Genomic DNA, 17,749 nt, shown 5'->3' with positions numbered 1-17,749 from the left:
TTGATCACACTCCTTTTATTCTTATCTCAAATTGATAATGATAATCCTGTAAATGTAGTTGGTATTTGTCTAGTACATCCGGACCACAGCTTCTGGAACCAATCCCGTGCTGTTGATAATCGATGTACAAATAATAGCGGTCTGCTTTTTTTAGTTCATGAATATGTTGTGCGGAATCAATAGCCGCAGCAGAATAAGAATGTACACTAAAATTAAAGAAATGGTTTCCTTGGAACTTGAGTGCTAATTGATCGTCCGACTTGAATGTCGCCCACTTCGTCTGGCAATGATTGCCACTTTCTTGTGGATATAAATATTGGAAACTCAGTTCATCTGTTGCCTGAGAAAACACATCAAAGTAACTGCCATTTTCAGTATCTGCATAGGTTTCTTTAGGTCCCTTTCCAGACCAGCAAGTTTTCGTAAATCGTTTATGCAGCTGCCAAACAAGTCCGATACGAGGAACTGTCAGCGGATAATGGTTTTTAGGCTCCCCAGATATTTCATAGGTGACTCGTCCATCCTTGAAAAAAGTGATATTCGTTGTTTGCTCAATATGCCAAAACTTTCCTGCTGGCCCGATTGCTTCCTTTAAAGATAGTTTCAATTTATCAGAATCATTGGCGACAATGCTGCAGCTCATTAAATTTGTCATCATGCGATCGACACCATATTCTCGCCATATTTCACTAGAAATAAAATCATTGTTTGTTGTCGGCCGCCAAAAAATACTTTCTGGAGAGGCTAGATAAATGTCTTGATGCTCGTTCATGAACTGCCATTTACCAGTAGTTTTATCTACTCTCAAATAATTTGTCCCATTTCGGAGCAGCAACATTTTTGCATCATCCTGAATTTCATTAAATAGGAGTAAATCAGGTTCTTGCCCTGGTAGAGAGTCTCCTTCGATTGGCATAGATGCGACAATACGAGCTAATTTGCCACGAAGCGTCTTTTGCTCATCGAAAATCTGCACTTTTAGCAAATTTCCCTTTTCTGCGAGCAACAGTTCGCTAGGTAATATCACTTCGACGTCTTTTTCGTGGGGTAAATGAACTGTCACGATCTTACTTACCAATACTTCTTGATCTCGCTTTATTTCAAAACAACACTTCATCCCTAGCAAGTCTTTGAATTGATTGCGATTGCGTAGGATTATTTTTCCGACTTCATACAAGGAAAAATCAATGGCGATTGGTTCTTGTTGTCGTTGAATATCGAAATAACTGGGTGATGGTTGTAAATCAGGGGTCATTAACCCGTCCAAAACAAAATTGTAGTCATTAGGAATATCACCAAAATCGCCGCCGTATAAATAGGTCGGTTGCCCTTCCCGCTTTGCTTTGATTCCTTGATCTTTCCATTCCCATAAAAAGCCACCTTGTAATTGCGGTTCTTTATAAAACATTTCCCAGTATTCTTTCAACGAACCGGGGCCATTTCCCATCGCATGTCCATATTCACAAAGGATGTATGGTTTGATAACTTGCGGATTGTCTGCGACCTCTTGTAATTCTTGAATCGTCGCATACATTCTAGAATTAAAATCGGCTTGCTGCACATCTTTAAAGTAACGCCCATCTGTTTCTGAAATACAATCACGGGACTCTCCTTCATGATGAATCAATCGAGTAGGATCTTTTTCGCGGCACCAACGAATCATTGCTTCGTGGTTTGTTCCGTTTCCAGACTCATTTCCTACCGACCAGATAATGATTGAAGGATAATTTTTGTCTCGCTCGACCATTTGTTTCATGCGATCAAGATAAGCTTTCTCCCAATCTTGATTGCTGCTCAAATAATTTTTATCTCCGGTACTCCCTATTCCATGACACTCTAAGTCCGCCTCATCCATCACGTATAATCCATAGCGATCACACAATTGATAAAATTCAGGACTATGAGGATAGTGAGCTGCTCGAATGGCATTAAAATGCGCTTCTTTCATCAGCTGGATCTCTTTTTCCAAGAAACCTTTTGGCAGAGCTCGCCCCTTCGTCTCATGAAACTCATGGTGATTGATTCCTTTAAATAGAATTGGTTTGCCATTAATACAAATTTTGTTTTCCAAAAGAGCCACTTCTCTGAAGCCGATTTCCTGACAAATTTCCTCTTCTGAAGTGACAAAGCGCAACCGATACAATTCTGGTGTTTCAGCAGTCCATTTTTGAGGTGAAACGACTGGAAAAGAAAAATGATGGTTTTCTTTATCTATCACAATCTTTTTTTGAAAGACAAGTGATTCTTTTTCTAAAAAAATTTCGCAATCGAGCTGATTACCATGAATGTTTGGAAAATCAATAGTCAAAATACCATTCTCATAGTTGTTGTCAAATGATGTTTGAATGTGAAAATCCCAGATACATTCTTGGGGGCGATGCAGCAAAGCTACATCACGAAAGATGCCACTCAACCACCACATATCTTGATCTTCAATATATGAACTATCGGACCATTGAAAAACTTCAACGACAAGTTGATTTTCTCCCTTTTCGATAGAAGCGGTTACATCGAATTCAGCTGGATTGCGGCTGCCCTTACTAAATCCTATATATTTACCATTAAGATACAACGCAAAGCAATTATCCACTCCTTCAAACCTAAGAAATTGCCGCATTTTTTTAGAGTCACAAATAAAATCATATCGGTAAACCCCTACCGGAATCTCAGAGAACGTAAAGGGCGGATTGATTGGAAATGGATATTGTATATTCGTATAGTGCGGTTGTCCATACCCTTCCATTTGCCAATTACTTGGTACAGAAATCAGGTGACTATTTTGCCAAAAATCATCAGCAAAAAACCGCTCCCTTTCAACATCTAGATGAGACGGAAAATATCGAAATCGCCAGAATCCATTCAATGACAAAACTCGCGAAGAATTGTCATGATCATCCATTGGAGCATAGGGGAGATAATAACTTCGCGGGCTTTGTCTATTTTCATGAATGCGCTGGGGATCTGACAAGTAGTTTGTCTTAAACATTCGTTTTTCTCGCTTTCATTCATAATTAGTCTTTCATACCAGTTGTTGCACCCGAATCTAAAATATAACGTTGGAACACGATAAACACGAGAACTAAGGGAATAATTGAAAGCACTGAAGCAGCAATCAACACGGTCCAGTTGACATTTTCTGCCCCCACCAAACTCCTAATAGCTACCTGAAAAGTGTATTTTTTGGGGTCGTTCAAAACAATCAAGGGCCAGATGTAGTCATTCCAACGCCATTGGAATGAAAAGATGCTCAGCGTCATAATGATTGGTTTGGCAATAGGTAACATGATTTTCATAAATATTTCCCCATCCGAGGCTCCATCGATACGTGCGGATTCGATTAAGTCGTCTGGAATAGAGACGAAGAAGGTTCTGAACATGAAAATTCCTGTAGCAGTGTTGATTGAAGGAATAATGATCCCGGCTAAACTATCATACAAACCTAATTCTCGAATCACTGTAAACACTGGATTCATGATTACTTCGGTAGGTAACATCGTTGTTGCAATAATGCAGACAAAAAAGAATTTCAACCACTTCATATCATATTTTGCAAATGCAAAGCCACACGTTGCACTGGCAATAACCGTCAATATCGTGGTAATAACGGACGACTTCAAAGTATTTGTAAAGTATCTTACGAAATCTAGACTGGACCATGCATCGAGATAATTCTGCATGGTTGCATGCTCCGGCAAGACACTTAATGGATAGGAAAATAATTCTGACCCTGGTTTAAAAGAGCTGAGTATAAACCAAACTAGTGGGAACAAATACAGCATTGCCACAAGAACTAAGGCAGCTGTGAGAATGGTTGTGCTCGTTTTATCGTGAAGCTTTGATGCGTCATTCATTTTTACCACCTCCAATTTTCATTTGAACGAGTCCGAGAACTAATAAGATTGCAAATAATACCATGGAGGCTGCACTGGCATACCCAACTTTCATCTTGTCAAAGCCAGTTGTATAAATGTATTGCACAATGAACATATTTGCTGTACCTGGTCCGCCATTTGTCAAGGATTGAACCAAAGCAAATTCTTTCATAGCACCGATACTAGCTAATAGGATCACCATAAAGCTAGTCGGCTTCAATGAAGGTAGCGTAATGTACAAAAACTTCTGGAAGGATGAGGCACCATCAATATCGGCTGCCTCATAATATGACCTAGGTATGTTTTTGAGAGCAGACATAAATTGCAACATGTTAAATGCTGTCCCACCCCAAAGCGCTGCCAACAGAATTACCGAAAATGCTGCGCTTGCATTGGAAAACCAGGGAACAGATTCGCCGCCTAAATTCCCAAGGATATAGTTCACAAAGCCAAAATTTTCTCCAAACAACCATTTCCAAATAACCCCAGCAACAATACCCGAAATTGTCCAAGGCAAGAAGAAAACAATTTTCCCTAAGAGCTTTCCCTTTGTGTGCTTGCTGTTCAGCAAAATGGCAATTCCTAAAGAAACAGCGTAAATCAGCGGCACCAAGCAAATTGCATAAGTAAAGGTTCGGAATAAAGATCGGTAAAAACTCGCATCTTGAAATAAAGCAATATAATTTTCGAAACCAAGGAAGTTAGCAGTCCCAAATCCTTTATAGTCCGTTAAAGAGTAATAAAAGCCCAAAATTGCTGGTACGAGAAAAAAAGTAATGAACAGGACAATATTGACTCCCGTAAAAATCAAAGGCCATTTATTTTTTTTAAGTTTCTTCATGCTCTGCCCCCTCTTTCGTTTTTAAAACTGGTATGACTTGATACGATGCAAGATGTTCAATCTCCTGCCAAACTAATGCGCCAAATTGAGGATCATAAAAAGAGTCATCGGTCATTTTAGATTTTTTAACCGATTTCATAAAAGTCTCAAAAGTCGAAAACTCATTCCTGCTCCCGCACTTCACAAGTACGGTATGATTGATTCCTTTAGAAACGATGTCTCTACCACGAGTATCCCCGATCTGCTGCATTTCATAACCTTGCGAGAAGTAAACGCCAAGGTAGCTTTGATCTTTTTTGATAAACAGCCAATTAGAATCATTGATATCCACCCGCTCTAAATTCCAATAGGGCACATACATGTGGATAAATGGTACATATGCTTTGGATAAATCGTATTTCATATGCAGAATATTTTTAAATTGTTTAATACAAGGCATCCGGCCATTTCCAGCCCAATAGCTAGGCCGATTTTCACCACTATGCATAAACTCACCTGGGTTGTTTATCCAAAGCTGTGTCCCATCACTGCCTAACGAAAGATTCATCATATGTTGTTGATGGCCCTTTTGAAAACAGTGATACTCGATTCCACTAGCAATTGAATATTCTCGACATTTATAGAGATACGTCTGCACTCGATTGATCCCCTGAAGATAAGTTGCTGTCAATTCCTCATTTGCCTGTAAATCAATCAAAGACATGCATTCTTTTGGTGGAACATAATCAGATAGGCAAAAAAGTGTCGATGCTCGTAAGGCGTAATTAAAGTTCCCTCGGTCCCAAGCAATTGTCAAAATATTGCTTATTTCTCCCAAACGCATGGCTTTCAAATCGTGCTCATATGTTCTGCCAAATGTGGAGGAAAGAGTTCCTCCATGAGAATTTACAGCCATGATCGTGAATGTGAAATCCAATGCTTTTTTCGCTGCATCTTTTATCTCTTCATCTGGCGCATTCGTATAAAGGCTGAAAAAACCTATTAGATCGATAGGCAGATACGTAGTAGAATTCCATTCAGAAAACCCATAGTGTTCAAATTGATCAAACCACTGTAACAAGCGCTGTTTTCCTAATTCATATTGTTGACTTCCTTGTCTTCCACTCGTGACAAACGTTTCCTCTGGAAGCAAGCATCCAGCAAAATATTGGCAAGCATGAAACAATAAGGAGTGATTTTCACTAAAGTACCACATGACATCGTTTCCAGGCTCATCAATCCAATAGCGAAAATGTAACGCCAACTCTCGGAGTTTTATCCTTAGTTTCTCTGGCAACTGCCCTTTTTTTCCTAGCCAAAAACCTAGTAACGGTGCGAACATAAAATCTGCGCAATCTCCCCGTTCCTTTATCATACGAAAAGCCGGCTGAAGTTTTTTCCAGCACTCTTCTGATAATTTCCCGGTTAAGTGAATTTCTGCTAACGCACTATTCATATCCGGAATGGCAAGGTTTGAAAAGATTGTCAAAGCTGTCGCTTTTCTCACTTCTAAAGTTCCACCTAAGTTGCGCTTTAACTTTTCTTCGTTATAAACTGTGAAAACAAGTTTTTTAAACAGATAGGTTTGGTCTGGAAGTAACACGCCCACAAACAGATGCGTTAGCCCTGAGGTAGGGATATCTTCCACATTCCCTAAAGAAATGCGTTGATTATTTAAAGGTAGAAACTGACTTTCTCGTCGGAAATCTGTAATATTTCCCCCAATTTCTTCTGTAAAGGTGACCTCTTCATAAGTAACAAAGACTTTCTCGAAATAATCGTAGTCCGAACAAATACGTACTTCTCCTTTAGAATAAAAATCTTTCTCAAAATAAAGTCCATTCAAGAACTCCTCTGCCCGTTGAAGAATAGTTTCGTCATACGATAAAGGCAAGACTACTTGAAAGTGATGATTCGACAAGACGTTTAATTCAACAAAAAAATTTACATCTCGCTCGGCTAGATCATCCATGTAAACAATGAGTTCATTATCGCCTTGTTCTAGCGGGAGAACTACAGTGGTTTTCGTGCCATGGTTTCGCGTATAGGGCCGAAAATCAGTAAGCAATTTCCCATTCATCCAAAGAATAGCTCTTCCGCAGGTAACCAACGAACATTCCACCGCTTGTTTCTCTTGACAACGCAGCTGTGCCCGCAAGTATGTACTTACTTTATGCGGAGTTACTTGAAAAGTAGAAAAATCTACCCTCGGATTTTCAAAACCATCATATACCTCTGAAAAATCTTGCTTTCCAGGATACGGCACCTCAGAAAGCGTTTGTAAGAAATTTGCTCGAATGGGATATTCGACTTCTTGATACCCTTCCGTCATATTTACAGGAGCATCAATACAACTAGCTTTGCTTTCAACTTTTTCCTTTTGGAGCATGCTGCGTTGCCAACAATTGATCGAACTGCCTTGTTTTACTGAATAGATATAATCGCTCATTCTTCTCCCACTTTCAAAATAGAATGGATGTGGACCGGATGAGTACCAGTCCACATCATTTCCTACTTTACTTCTTCGTGTACCCCTCGTCGTAGTCTTTTTCGATATTCTCAATCATTTGATCAAAGCTGATTTCATCATTCAACACTTGAATCATTGAGTCCTTGTATGCCCCAGTTAGTCCAGTGTATCCAGCCATTGTCATCGCCACTTGATCTGCAGTTTGTTTAGAAGAAATTGGTTGGGCCGCCGCTTCAATTTCTTGATTGTAAATATCGTAAGCCGCTTGTGCATCTGCGTAATTCACTTTTATTCCTTCTTCTGCTGGAAGATAACCAGCTAATTCACATAACTCAGTATAATTTTCTGGTGTGTACAACCACTCCATAAATTTCTGTCCGCCCTCACTATTCTTGCTGTTTTCAAAACCAACCATAAAATTACCGCCCATATTGGTAGCACGAGTTGCTTCATACGGCATGTAAATGGCTTGCCAATTGAAATCTTTAATGTTCGTGGTGAAATCTTTGATTTGCCAACTTCCTGACATATATGCTGGAATCATTCCACTCTTAAACATTGAAGAAGCATCTTCTCCAGAAGTCCAGACCGTTTTTGGAATTGTTCCATCATTATTTAGGTCAATGAACTTTTGTAACGCAGCTTTTGTCGCATCATCAGTTTCATAAGTACCGGTTTTATCATTCAGAACAAAATCCTGCCCACCAAATTGGTACGTGAACGCTCTCAATCGATGATCAGAAGGGTCCATTACAAACCCATATTTGGCATCTGTTTTTTCTTGGATCGTGTCCACAGCTTCTAAAAATTCATCCCATGTCCAAACTTCTCCTTCATTCTGCGGATAAGAAACCCCTGCTTGATCAAAAAGATCTGTATTGATGAACATTCCTACCGCAGTAATATCTGTTGGTAAGGCGCGAACCTTGTCGTCTTCGTCTTTAATCGTCATTGAATCTAGCGTTTTGCCTTTTTTAGCAATATCTGTCAAATCAACTAAATAGTCTCCCCAATCTGGTAAAACCCCTGCAACCCGTGCAACATCGGGGGCATCATCTGACTGTACAGCTTTAGAAATTTTCGTCTCCATATCTGCATAAGGTACGTCTGTTACTTCTACTTTGATACCAGTCTCTTCTTCATAACGTTTTGCCATCTTACTATAGGCACCGCCTTCTGATGCATCTCCCGATACAAACAATCTTACAGTGTCGGAAGAAGCTGAGTCAGAATTGCCGCATGCCGACAAGCCCATTAATAAACCCACACATAAACCAGCCTTTAAAATCTTGTTTTTCATCAATATTTCCTCCTAATGATCTATTTAAAATGACTTAAACCCAAAATTGCTGAAAAAAACAGTAATACTCCAATTATCGTGTGTATCATCTCTATCTTGGTCTTTTTTTCCTTTAATAATAGAATCCCGCCCATAATAGATACAAAGATGCACAACTGAGAAATGGTATAGCTTAAACCTACGCCTAACTGTGTTGCGATATAAAATAAGGAGATATTTGCAATTGTCCAAAATATACCTGTCAGTACATTACGAGAAATTCTTGACAACTCTTGCTTTTCTTGGTCGAATTTCGCAATCACGCAAGAGGAAAGAAACATCGCAAAAGCTTGAGGTAGAAAGATTTGTAGCCCTTTCACGTGAAAAAGTGACGTCGTGACCACATAGCCCATCAGACAAAGTGATGACGTACAAATCATGAGAATGGTTTGTAGTGATATTGATTCTTGCTGCTTATTCTGATTTTGATTCATTGTAACAAGGTAGATTGCAACTAAAATAACCAGCAGCAACAGCAGGGTAATAAGAACCTGTTTCAGATTCTGCCATTCACGGAGAAGGATGCCAGAAGCGAGTGACGTAAACAGCAATTGTGTCCCGTTTGATAATGGCATCACTTTTGACACTGTCCCAGTCGCAAGGGCTTGAAATTGGAGATATTGACCACCCGCCCAAAATGATCCCGAAATCAATGCTGCAATAGTCCCCGTCAATGTGTATTCAACACCCATTAGAAAACTGAGAATGATAGAAATGCCAAATGCCGTAAAGGTTGTGCCCAATAATTGTTCCACGGGTGTTCCTCCAGCTTTTTTGGAAACAATCGGCATCAATCCCCATCCCAAAGCTGGCAAACTATAGATAAGTAAGCTCATGTGATTGCCTTTTCTTTCAAAGATTCTGCGATGGTTAAGGCAAGCAACGTCATTGCTTGTCCATACACCATTGGCATTTGGACAATTCCTTTATAGTCCTCAGCATTGCAGGAAATCGGAGTACCTGCAGACACTCCAAGTACCGTACCATCTTCTGCTATTTTAGCTGTTAAAGATGAGATTAAATCGTTGATTACCTCTTGAGAAAGCTGAATAGTAAGGAAATCACTCTTTACCCCTAAGAGAATGCCAGCAATGATTCCGGCTGATCCGGAAGTTTCCGTATAGGAAGTCGGATCCGTTAAAATTGTATGCCATAAGCCATCCTTACTTCGGATTTTCAACAAAGATTTCACTTGATTGTTGTAGAGATTCAATAGGTACCTTTCTGACGACTTAGCTAAATAACCGTTCATTATTTCCAAAAACAGCGGGATACCAACCGTGATCCAGCTATTTCCTCGACACCAAAAATTGCCTCCGTAATTTGATTGTTCTTCAAAATTCCACCCATGATAAAATAAACCACTCTTACGATTTAAGAGGTACTTACAGTGAAGAAGCATTTGTTCGATTGCATCCTCACGCCAGATTTGATTATCGTATTTCACGCCCATTTTCCCCATAAAAAGAACTGTCATAAAAAGAGTATCTGCCCAGATTTGGTTCCGATTTTCTTTTACTGTGAATTTATCTATTCCAGATGTAATATGCTGCAGTCCATTTTCATCTGTTCTAGGAAATTCTTTTTCGATCCACTTCATCCATTCTAGAGCAAGGGTTTCATACTCCGGATAGTCAACAAGTGTTAGTAAAGGACAAATCGTATTCACATTTTTAGTTGGAAGACCTTTATTGATCTCTTCAGTGGCCCATTGTTTGATATATTCATCATTTATAGGTCCCTCCAAATGCAGCCCATAAATTCCGACGCCTTGAGGCCAGTCCCATTGCTCCATACCAAAGTCTCTAGCAAAGAATCCTTTACTTTCTGATAATTGATTATTACTGTCTCTAAAATCTTCCTGATTTAACGGTAAGCTATCAAAATGCTTAAGCCGTTCTCTTACAAGTGAGATTTTATTATTTGCTACTACCATTCTTAACTCCTCTTGGCTCTTAAGTTTTTTAATTGGTATTGTTTTGGTGATTCGGCTTGTATCTCTTTAAATTTTTTAATATAGCTAGATTCATCACGGTACCCGATTTTTTCCGAAACTTGTTTCACAGAATATCCTTGTTCTAACAATTCTCGTGATTTCATGATTCGGATATAGATTAAATATTGATTTGGTGTCATACCAAGTGCATTTTTAAATGCGCGAATAATCGTTGATTTACTGATAAAAAAACGTTCACTTAATTCATCCAGAGTCATTTCATTCATGTATTCCTCTTTAAGAAAAGAAACAATCTCAGAAATTGTTTGATAATGCTCATAAGATATTGGTTTATGTAATTTCTCATCAGAGTAAACGATTTTATTCAATAGAATAAGTAACTCCGTCAACTTCAATTTTAGATGCAAAAGTTCAAACGGCTCTTTTCGCTCTTGGTCACATCGAATCATTTCTTCATAAAGATCAGTGACTTTAAGACTTTGATCTGAAGTCAACTCAATACAGTCAACCTTCTGTTGCTTGGAAAATATTTCTAAAAGAAAAGGAAAATTTGTTGTAAATTCTTCAATAAAACTGGGCTTGAACAAAATAAAATAGCGTTCATACAATTTGCTGCGATCAATGGAAACTCGATGGAGCTCTTCTGAACTAAACAGAGCAACCGTACCAGCATCTGCATCAAATTTTCGCTCATCAATCTGATAAGTCGTGCTATTCGTTAATGTAAAATGAATTTCAAACCCATCATGAAAATGCGGTTTATCCATAAAATGAATCCTATCTATTTTGTGCATTACCACTAGATCATTTTCAATTAATACCTTATCAACGTTTTCGGTATCTAATCTCATGCTCTCACCTCACTGACAAGATGATTGTAACCGATTTCTAAAGTTATTTGTATGCGTTTCCATTCAATTAATCGGGCAATATCGTCAGAACAGATGAAATTCAGCACGATTTAATTGATTGCTAAAATAATTTATCAACAAAAATTACTTAAACTAGAGAACCAAATGGAAGAGAAAATAAACTGACAGAGTCCAGTGCATTTTAGAGAAATAGCATTAAAAGCTGTCTATAATCATAAAAAAGAGTGCCCAGAAAATATTTTCTGGGCACGGGTAAAATCATTTATTGTCAGCAGAAGGCAATGTCTGCATCAGTTCAAAAAAGTGACTGGCATTTCCTGTACTAAAATAGTTATACCATGCTTCTAACGTCTCTTTCTTGAACACATGTAAGCTCTCTATGATTTGCTTCGTCCAAAGTAACGCTCCCGTTGATCCTGCAGTGATTAGACGATTATCCGATACAGATCGCTGATCTACGTATAGTTCTTGGCCATTGTATCCCAGGCAAAACATTTCAAGAAATTCAAGACTGTTACTCGTATGTGAGCGATCATTCAATAAGCCAACCTTTCCCAAGGCTACCGTGGCGCCGCAAATCGCTCCAACAGTTCCACCCAGCAAAAGCAACTCTCTCGCTGCATCAAGGACAGCGTGATGTCTTGAATCACTCCAATTATCCGCACCAGGTAACAATAGGATAGATTCTTGGTTTAAATCCATTTCCTCCACTAAACAATCAGGAGTTATTTTCATTCCTCCCATAGTGTGAATAGGTTGTTTCGAATGACCAACTGTTTTTATCCTTAATAGAGGCGCATCCGCTTTAAAAAAGCGTTTTGAATGTAGCTCTGCTGTCACATATCCTATTTCCCAATCTGCTAGAGTATCTAGTACGTAAAGATAAATTGTTTTCATAATTTCCCTCCATTAATCGTTCTTTCTGCTATCATTATACCTATCAATTGTTGACAACTTTATGGCAACAATACCAAAATAATTTACTAGGAGTTTCTAAATGAAAGTGAGTAGATTGGTCAGTATTATAATCCTTCTAATGGATAAAAAAAGAGTGAGCGCGAAGGAACTAGCCGAAATGTTTGAAGTGTCACCCCGTACGATTTACCGCGATATAGAGGCAATCAGTATAGCTGGGATTCCAGTCCATTCTACTTCTGGCGTGGGCGGAGGATTTGAGATTATGGAAAAGTATAAAATGGATAAAAATACTTTTACAGAAGCAGACTTGATTACGATTTTAGTAGGCATCTCCAGTATTCCAAGTGTTATGAAAAGTAATGATTTTGTAAATACACAGACCAAAATCAGAAGTCTGATCCCGCCAGAGAGAATAGAATCAGCTCACGTACAAGCAAAGCAAATGCATATCGACTTTAGTCAATGGTTGGGCGATCGAAATTTAGAAACATATCTTACTATTATCAAGGGGGCTTTACAAAAAAATCATTTACTCACATTTGATTACATTAACCACAAGGGCAACAGGACCAAAAGACAAGTCGAACCTTATCAGCTGGTTTTAAAAAATAGTCAATGGTACTTTCAAGGATACTGCTATGAAAGAAAGGATTTTCGATTATTCAAAGTAGCTCGCCTTTCGAATTTAAAAATGGATGAGCGCAGTTTTGTTCCAAAATCTCCTCCAGCGCTACCTTTGCTTACTCCAGAAATCTTAAATAAACGACAGATATCGATCAAACTAAGAATTCATGCGTCTATCATGGAACGATTACTCGATTATTGCGACTATAACCAATTTGTAAGAGAGGATGAGACCCATTATATCGTCACATTCCCCTTTGTAGAAAATGACTATTACTACGGGATTATTTTAAGCTTAGGGGACAAATGCGAATGTCTAGAACCTTTACATGTTCGCACAGAATTAAAAAGGAAAATCGCCAGTTTAACCCAACTATATGACAAATAGCTTCAGATAAGCGAGTAAGTTCATTTAATGAAACCTTGCTTATACGAACGAAAGTTTTCACTATGAAAAAGAGTGTCCAGAATGACGATTTACTGGACACTCCTCTTTATTCTTCTAATGATAAATGTAAAATAGAATAACGCTTTAAGTTTGGTTTGAGCACTGGCTTCTCCTCAAAAAATGAGAAGGTGACATACTTCCATTTATCCGGATTATAAATGGTAAGTTTACCCAATGAATTGTCATAATCATTCGATTTTAGTCCAACTTCTTTTAATGAAGGCTGCTCGTGAATATCATGACATTCTTCGATTACATACTTACTTTCTGAGAAGGAACGGTCTAAGCGGATTTCTGAGGTAACACCTATCTCAATATTTTTCCAGCCGAAAGAAGCAATAATATTGTCAAAAAATCCGCCAAAAATAAATTGTGTCATACCGTCTGTTGCTTTCCAAACATACAAAGGGCAATAACTATTTTCTAAATCACCGCTACTTTTCTCAGTAATCAGGTAAGCCTTAAACAGCAAATCTTTAAAGCCATCTGTCTTGTGCCCATTATCCTTTACTCTTTTTCTTATCTTTTCCATGTCGTAATCAGCAGGAAAAACTATTTTATATTGCATCGCTTGCATATTCGCTCTCTCCTTTCGTTATCAAAAGTATACTTGACATCCCCCATCGCGCATAATATAGAATCATGATATGCTTATCACAAAAAATGATAAGTAAGAGGTTAGTCTGATGAATTTTAATGATTTGATGATTTTTAAAGCGATTTATGAAGAAGGAACGCTTAACAAAGCTGCTAAAAGATTGGGCTATGCTCAATCGAATATCACTGCACGTCTTCAAACAATAGAAGATGAATGTAATACGCATTTATTCATACGGAACCATAATGGCGTAACTCCGACTGCCAATGGGGAAGAATTTTATCTTTTCTCGCTTACTACTTTGTCAAAATTTGAGAACGTTAAAAAAAATTTTTTTGAACAGCAGCCAAAATTACTCACATCAGAATTGCTACTAAAATATTTAGTCAATGAATGCCAAGAAATCTCAATTGAATCGATAAAAATAAGGTGCAAACGGACCGAAATGATTCTTTCAGAAATTTGCCGCGAGCCTTATGATTTCGTCATAACATTTCAAGAAATAAATAGGACAGAGTATACTTTAACAGAAACCAAGCAATTACTTGTGAATTTTTTATGCGGTGACCGAAATAAGACAAATGTACCACTATTGATCAATAGTGACTTGGATTGTCCTTTAAGACAACTAACATTAGAAATAGTAAAAGAAACGGAGCGATTGATTGAAATAGATTCATTAGAAACTATTTTAGACCTCGTTTCAAAAGGCCAAGCAATGGCTTTGCTGCCAACTTATTTAGAAAAAGAAGGCTTTCTACCTATAGATAATAATCTATTCGCAATCAATTATTATTGTTATAAGCATATCTGATAACTTCTGACTATCACTTTTCAGCTTAATGAATGAATCAATCTAGAATCAACGAACCATCTACTACTCAAAAATATGCATCTAAATCACTTTTTATGTCTTTGCTGCTTTATTAGGGAAGTTTCCCGTTATCGTCATTCTGAACCCCTGAACTGAAAAAAGAAAACTCTTTTGCTGTTAACCTTCGTTGCTCTCCCGATAAAATCGAAGTCTGACACGGCTTCGATGTCTTGTTAATCATCAGTTTCTGGGAAAACCATCGACAAAATCGTCATAGCCTTACCTTCTTCTTTAACAAGAAACAGCAGACGAGATTCTCCTTGATCAACCTATCTACGGTTGATCAAGGAGAATCTCGATTTTACTGACATATTCTGTTGGTTGATTTGTCTCATGAAAGTCGATCAAATAAAATTCATAGTAGTCACCAATCGTTGCAAGTTGGTGTTGCTTTAAATAATCGTTTAATTGACGAAGCGCTGCCCCACGATTCTTATAGGTCCCTGTATAGTAAATAGAGGCATAATCACCAGCTGGCAGAACAAATGCTTTCTGATCAGAAAGATCACTGGTTAAACAATAAAAAACTTGATGTTTAAACGTCTCACCATGGGGGGTTAAGACGGTGCCGAAAACATTTTGATTGTTGGCATGTAATTCTTTTTCAAACTGTTTATGCAATCGCTTGAGCTCAAAATACAAATCTCTTCCTAATGTATTTTTTTCCTGGCTCAAAACAATATAGCGATCTTTGTGGTAGAGCCTTTCGATTTCATGGTTTTGCTTGGTTTCCGCATACTCGAGTAAATCGATTCTCTCTTGTAACAACGCTTGTTTTTGCTTCAATTCCTTGATCCGCTCATCCAATTGTTCACGCTCAAAATTTAAGATTTCTTTGGTTAAAGCCTTGTTCTTGGTATCTAAATACGTCTTTATTTCCTCTAAAGATACATCAAAAAAACGCAAATCTCTTATCGTGTTCAACCGTTGAATTTCTTCATAGGAATAATCACGATAGCCATTCTCAGAATACTTTGGTGACAGTAAGCCGATTTTTTCATAATACCTAAGTGTATGGGGCGTGATATCATAATTTTCACTGATTTCTTTTATTTTCATCTTGGTACCTTCCACCTAAACGATTTAGAATAAGTTTTAAACCCTTATAAGATGCATCTGATAGGATTCAAAACAAACACCTAACTTCCCCAGAAGCTTTGGGCAGTCTGATTATCCCATAATCTTAAGTCAAAAGAAATAGCTTCGTTCCAGCCCTCCTAAAATCATTCAGTCGTTAAAAAATCATCTACTCAACGAACTTATTCAGATACGAGCGACTGTTCATAAAATTCAGCCTCACTACCTAAAAATTTTGCAACAACAGCAGGGTCTTTTTTGAGCTCTGAAATGATCATAGGGTCGTCAGTAAGTACAATCACTCCCAGCTTTCCGCTGCGAATTGATTCGTAAGGAATAAACTCACTATAGTTTTGTTCAATCGAAAAAGAGTTGGTAGATTGGATATCCTCACTTCCTGTGACAGATAGAGCGGCTTCAAATTGGCGGTCTTTCTCAGCAAAAGATAGCTCTAATTTTTGGCTATCGCTCGTACTAAAAAATGGGGTACTTAAAGATTGAGTCGAATCTTTGGTCTTTAAATTGGTGGAGAAAACAAAGACACGCTCACCGGCTTTTTGGTGAATGGTATACTTGTTGACAGTCTTTCTTTCAACTTCTGGAACTGCCTCAAACTCTGCAAGTGTTCTTGATTCATCAATCTCAGCATTTGAACTTGTTTCGCGAGTTGTATGACAACTCCCAACGATGGTGACACTTAACAAAGACAGTATCCCTACTAGGAACTTTGACATCTTTTCTTCCCCCTATCACTGAATGATCTATTAAAAACAGTATAAATGAAACCGCTTTAAAATGATAGTTAATTACTATATAAGCAAATTAAAACAGCAAAAAACTATCCGAAGGCTCTTTTTTGAGTCTTCAGATAGTTTTTGAGATGTATTATTAATGAGACAGACGTATCGAACAAATGAATGATCATTGTTCCAGTGTATTCTTCCTCACTAGTATTCCCCACAACACGAGTAACGCTAATCCGAGAAAGATGAATGGCTCTCCAACACTTCCTGTTTTAGGAAGCTTACCTAGTTTCGAACCATCTCCCACAATGATTTTCCGCCCATTATCTGGATCGGGTTCATCTTCCGGATCATCAATCGGGTAGTTCTCTTCTCCGATGCGTCCACGAACAGTTAATTGATAAGAGGGTTGTTTCTGGACATTGGTCCAGGAATTCTGTGCTTCCGCCGCTAAAACCGTCTTCGAAACAAAACTTCCCAGCAAGATAATCATAGGCAGCAGATAGAAACTCTTCCATAATCGTTTCATTGGATTGCTCCCTTCTGTAACAAGAGAACGATTCGAACAGCCATTATACGTCTGCAGCGAAACGCAAAACTAAAGTAAAGCTTGGATTTAATTCAGATGAAGCATCGGTTGGGCTGGCGGTACCAGCAAATGAGAATGTATCAAAAGTGACTACTCCGTCTTTCCCGTCTAAAGTGAATAGCTCTGTCTCTGTAACAGATGACACACCATTTTCAAATAGTTCAATCCCATTGATTTCTAATCGATCGACTACGTCCATATCATACACATCATTTACGGCCGCCACATACGTCGTTACACCAACTGCAGAATTATTGGTGACTGTATAAGTTGGGGAAATGATCTCCGTATGATTTGAATCTTCGGTTGTCCAAAATAAAGCCGTTGTAGGGATAGTAACATTGATCCAACGATTGGGATCGTGAGGATCCGGACCGGGTACCGTATTGTCAAATTCTCCGATGATTCCGTTCACAGTGATGTCTCCAGAATTGGCTCCTGTACGTCCATCGACTACTTGCTCCGCAAATGCTGGTATACTACTTGCTAAAATCCCAACGATTGTTGCTGTACTTAGTAAAGCTGTTGCTTTTTTCATTTTATATTCC

At 38.3% G+C, this 17,749-nt stretch carries 16 protein-coding genes; 2 read left to right on the top strand and 14 right to left on the bottom strand.

Annotated elements, in window-relative coordinates:
- Positions 1-4 precede the first annotated feature (4 nt).
- The 9 genes from ACTFWY_RS14355 to ACTFWY_RS14315 all read right to left on the bottom strand — a co-directional run bounded on the left by ACTFWY_RS14355 (position 5) and on the right by ACTFWY_RS14315 (position 12,227).
- Positions 5-2,986, bottom strand: coding sequence for a glycoside hydrolase family 2 TIM barrel-domain containing protein (locus tag ACTFWY_RS14355; RefSeq protein WP_311828137.1), 2,982 nt, complete (start codon positions 2,984-2,986; stop codon positions 5-7).
- A gap of 25 nt (positions 2,987-3,011) precedes the next feature.
- On the bottom strand, positions 3,012-3,851 hold the full coding sequence (locus ACTFWY_RS14350; protein ID WP_081131969.1) for a carbohydrate ABC transporter permease: 840 nt from the start codon (positions 3,849-3,851) through the stop codon (positions 3,012-3,014).
- Complete coding sequence (locus tag ACTFWY_RS14345; protein ID WP_311828136.1) at positions 3,844-4,713, bottom strand: carbohydrate ABC transporter permease; 870 nt, start codon at positions 4,711-4,713, stop codon at positions 3,844-3,846. Before ACTFWY_RS14345 ends, ACTFWY_RS14350 begins: the two co-directional genes overlap by 8 nt.
- Positions 4,700-7,141, bottom strand: coding sequence for a hypothetical protein (locus tag ACTFWY_RS14340; protein WP_311828135.1), 2,442 nt, complete (start codon positions 7,139-7,141; stop codon positions 4,700-4,702). The genes ACTFWY_RS14345 and ACTFWY_RS14340 overlap by 14 nt, the downstream gene beginning before the upstream one ends.
- A 67-nt stretch (positions 7,142-7,208) precedes the next feature.
- Positions 7,209-8,462 (bottom strand): ABC transporter substrate-binding protein, encoded by a 1,254-nt coding sequence (locus ACTFWY_RS14335; protein WP_081131972.1) that lies wholly within the window; start codon positions 8,460-8,462, stop codon positions 7,209-7,211.
- 20 nt (positions 8,463-8,482) lie between these two features.
- The gene (locus ACTFWY_RS14330; protein WP_311828134.1) at positions 8,483-9,337 is read right to left on the bottom strand and encodes a GRP family sugar transporter; all 855 of its coding nucleotides are present in this window, start codon (positions 9,335-9,337) and stop codon (positions 8,483-8,485) included.
- A complete protein-coding gene (locus tag ACTFWY_RS14325; RefSeq protein ID WP_311828133.1) occupies positions 9,334-10,437 on the bottom strand; it encodes a glycoside hydrolase family 88/105 protein in 1,104 nt (367 codons plus the stop codon). The genes ACTFWY_RS14330 and ACTFWY_RS14325 overlap by 4 nt, the downstream gene beginning before the upstream one ends.
- A gap of 2 nt (positions 10,438-10,439) precedes the next feature.
- Complete coding sequence (locus ACTFWY_RS14320; protein ID WP_081131975.1) at positions 10,440-11,309, bottom strand: AraC family transcriptional regulator; 870 nt, start codon at positions 11,307-11,309, stop codon at positions 10,440-10,442.
- 279 nt (positions 11,310-11,588) lie between these two features.
- Positions 11,589-12,227 carry a type 1 glutamine amidotransferase family protein gene (locus tag ACTFWY_RS14315; RefSeq protein WP_081131976.1) on the bottom strand — a complete coding sequence of 213 codons (639 nt, stop codon included), beginning with the start codon at positions 12,225-12,227 and terminating at the stop codon, positions 11,589-11,591.
- A gap of 100 nt (positions 12,228-12,327) precedes the next feature.
- Between ACTFWY_RS14315 and ACTFWY_RS14310 the strand changes: the two genes are divergently transcribed.
- A complete protein-coding gene (locus tag ACTFWY_RS14310; protein WP_311828132.1) occupies positions 12,328-13,260 on the top strand; it encodes a helix-turn-helix transcriptional regulator in 933 nt (310 codons plus the stop codon).
- 106 nt (positions 13,261-13,366) lie between these two features.
- On the opposite strand, the gene ACTFWY_RS14305 is transcribed toward ACTFWY_RS14310, so the two are convergent.
- On the bottom strand, positions 13,367-13,897 hold the full coding sequence (locus tag ACTFWY_RS14305) for a DUF4865 family protein (RefSeq protein ID WP_081131978.1): 531 nt from the start codon (positions 13,895-13,897) through the stop codon (positions 13,367-13,369).
- A 109-nt stretch (positions 13,898-14,006) separates the two neighbouring features.
- Here ACTFWY_RS14305 and ACTFWY_RS14300 point away from each other — a divergent pair, with 109 nt between their 5' ends.
- Positions 14,007-14,732, top strand: coding sequence for a LysR family transcriptional regulator (locus ACTFWY_RS14300; protein ID WP_081131979.1), 726 nt, complete (start codon positions 14,007-14,009; stop codon positions 14,730-14,732).
- Between the two features lie 333 nt (positions 14,733-15,065).
- Here the strand turns inward: ACTFWY_RS14300 and ACTFWY_RS14295 are convergent, their stop codons facing one another.
- The 4 genes from ACTFWY_RS14295 to ACTFWY_RS14280 all read right to left on the bottom strand — a co-directional run bounded on the left by ACTFWY_RS14295 (position 15,066) and on the right by ACTFWY_RS14280 (position 17,739).
- Entirely contained in the window at positions 15,066-15,851 is a 786-nt protein-coding gene (locus ACTFWY_RS14295) for a MerR family transcriptional regulator (protein WP_311828131.1), read from the bottom strand.
- A 200-nt stretch (positions 15,852-16,051) separates the two neighbouring features.
- A complete protein-coding gene (locus ACTFWY_RS14290) occupies positions 16,052-16,603 on the bottom strand; it encodes a hypothetical protein (protein ID WP_171917301.1) in 552 nt (183 codons plus the stop codon).
- Positions 16,604-16,790: 187 nt separating this feature from the next.
- Positions 16,791-17,141: an LPXTG cell wall anchor domain-containing protein gene (locus ACTFWY_RS14285; RefSeq protein WP_156247734.1), complete on the bottom strand. Its 351-nt coding sequence runs from the start codon at positions 17,139-17,141 to the stop codon at positions 16,791-16,793.
- A 43-nt stretch (positions 17,142-17,184) separates the two neighbouring features.
- Positions 17,185-17,739, bottom strand: coding sequence for a hypothetical protein (locus tag ACTFWY_RS14280; RefSeq protein ID WP_308052095.1), 555 nt, complete (start codon positions 17,737-17,739; stop codon positions 17,185-17,187).
- Between the last annotated feature and the right edge of the window lie 10 nt (positions 17,740-17,749).

This window comes from Enterococcus sp. 125944, from assembly GCF_051909435.1.
In the GTDB taxonomy this organism is placed as follows: domain Bacteria; phylum Bacillota; class Bacilli; order Lactobacillales; family Enterococcaceae; genus Enterococcus_D; species Enterococcus_D gallinarum.
The sequence above is the reverse complement of the archived record's forward strand: the minus strand, read 5'-3'. Positions and strand labels throughout refer to the sequence as shown.

What these genes read in the sequence shown, in the direction of transcription:
- ACTFWY_RS14355 (WP_311828137.1), bottom strand. Translation starts at nt 2,986, where the DNA reads ATGTTTAAGACAAACTACTTGTCAGATCCCCAGCGCATTCATGAAAAT.
- ACTFWY_RS14350 (WP_081131969.1), bottom strand. Translation starts at nt 3,851, where the DNA reads ATGAATGACGCATCAAAGCTTCACGATAAAACGAGCACAACCATTCTC.
- ACTFWY_RS14345 (WP_311828136.1), bottom strand. Translation starts at nt 4,713, where the DNA reads ATGAAGAAACTTAAAAAAAATAAATGGCCTTTGATTTTTACGGGAGTC.
- ACTFWY_RS14340 (WP_311828135.1), bottom strand. Translation starts at nt 7,141, where the DNA reads ATGAGCGATTATATCTATTCAGTAAAACAAGGCAGTTCGATCAATTGT.
- ACTFWY_RS14335 (WP_081131972.1), bottom strand. Translation starts at nt 8,462, where the DNA reads ATGAAAAACAAGATTTTAAAGGCTGGTTTATGTGTGGGTTTATTAATG.
- ACTFWY_RS14330 (WP_311828134.1), bottom strand. Translation starts at nt 9,337, where the DNA reads ATGAGCTTACTTATCTATAGTTTGCCAGCTTTGGGATGGGGATTGATG.
- ACTFWY_RS14325 (WP_311828133.1), bottom strand. Translation starts at nt 10,437, where the DNA reads ATGGTAGTAGCAAATAATAAAATCTCACTTGTAAGAGAACGGCTTAAG.
- ACTFWY_RS14320 (WP_081131975.1), bottom strand. Translation starts at nt 11,309, where the DNA reads ATGAGATTAGATACCGAAAACGTTGATAAGGTATTAATTGAAAATGAT.
- ACTFWY_RS14315 (WP_081131976.1), bottom strand. Translation starts at nt 12,227, where the DNA reads ATGAAAACAATTTATCTTTACGTACTAGATACTCTAGCAGATTGGGAA.
- ACTFWY_RS14310 (WP_311828132.1), top strand. Translation starts at nt 12,328, where the DNA reads ATGAAAGTGAGTAGATTGGTCAGTATTATAATCCTTCTAATGGATAAA.
- ACTFWY_RS14305 (WP_081131978.1), bottom strand. Translation starts at nt 13,897, where the DNA reads ATGCAAGCGATGCAATATAAAATAGTTTTTCCTGCTGATTACGACATG.
- ACTFWY_RS14300 (WP_081131979.1), top strand. Translation starts at nt 14,007, where the DNA reads ATGAATTTTAATGATTTGATGATTTTTAAAGCGATTTATGAAGAAGGA.
- ACTFWY_RS14295 (WP_311828131.1), bottom strand. Translation starts at nt 15,851, where the DNA reads ATGAAAATAAAAGAAATCAGTGAAAATTATGATATCACGCCCCATACA.
- ACTFWY_RS14290 (WP_171917301.1), bottom strand. Translation starts at nt 16,603, where the DNA reads ATGTCAAAGTTCCTAGTAGGGATACTGTCTTTGTTAAGTGTCACCATC.
- ACTFWY_RS14285 (WP_156247734.1), bottom strand. Translation starts at nt 17,141, where the DNA reads ATGAAACGATTATGGAAGAGTTTCTATCTGCTGCCTATGATTATCTTG.
- ACTFWY_RS14280 (WP_308052095.1), bottom strand. Translation starts at nt 17,739, where the DNA reads ATGAAAAAAGCAACAGCTTTACTAAGTACAGCAACAATCGTTGGGATT.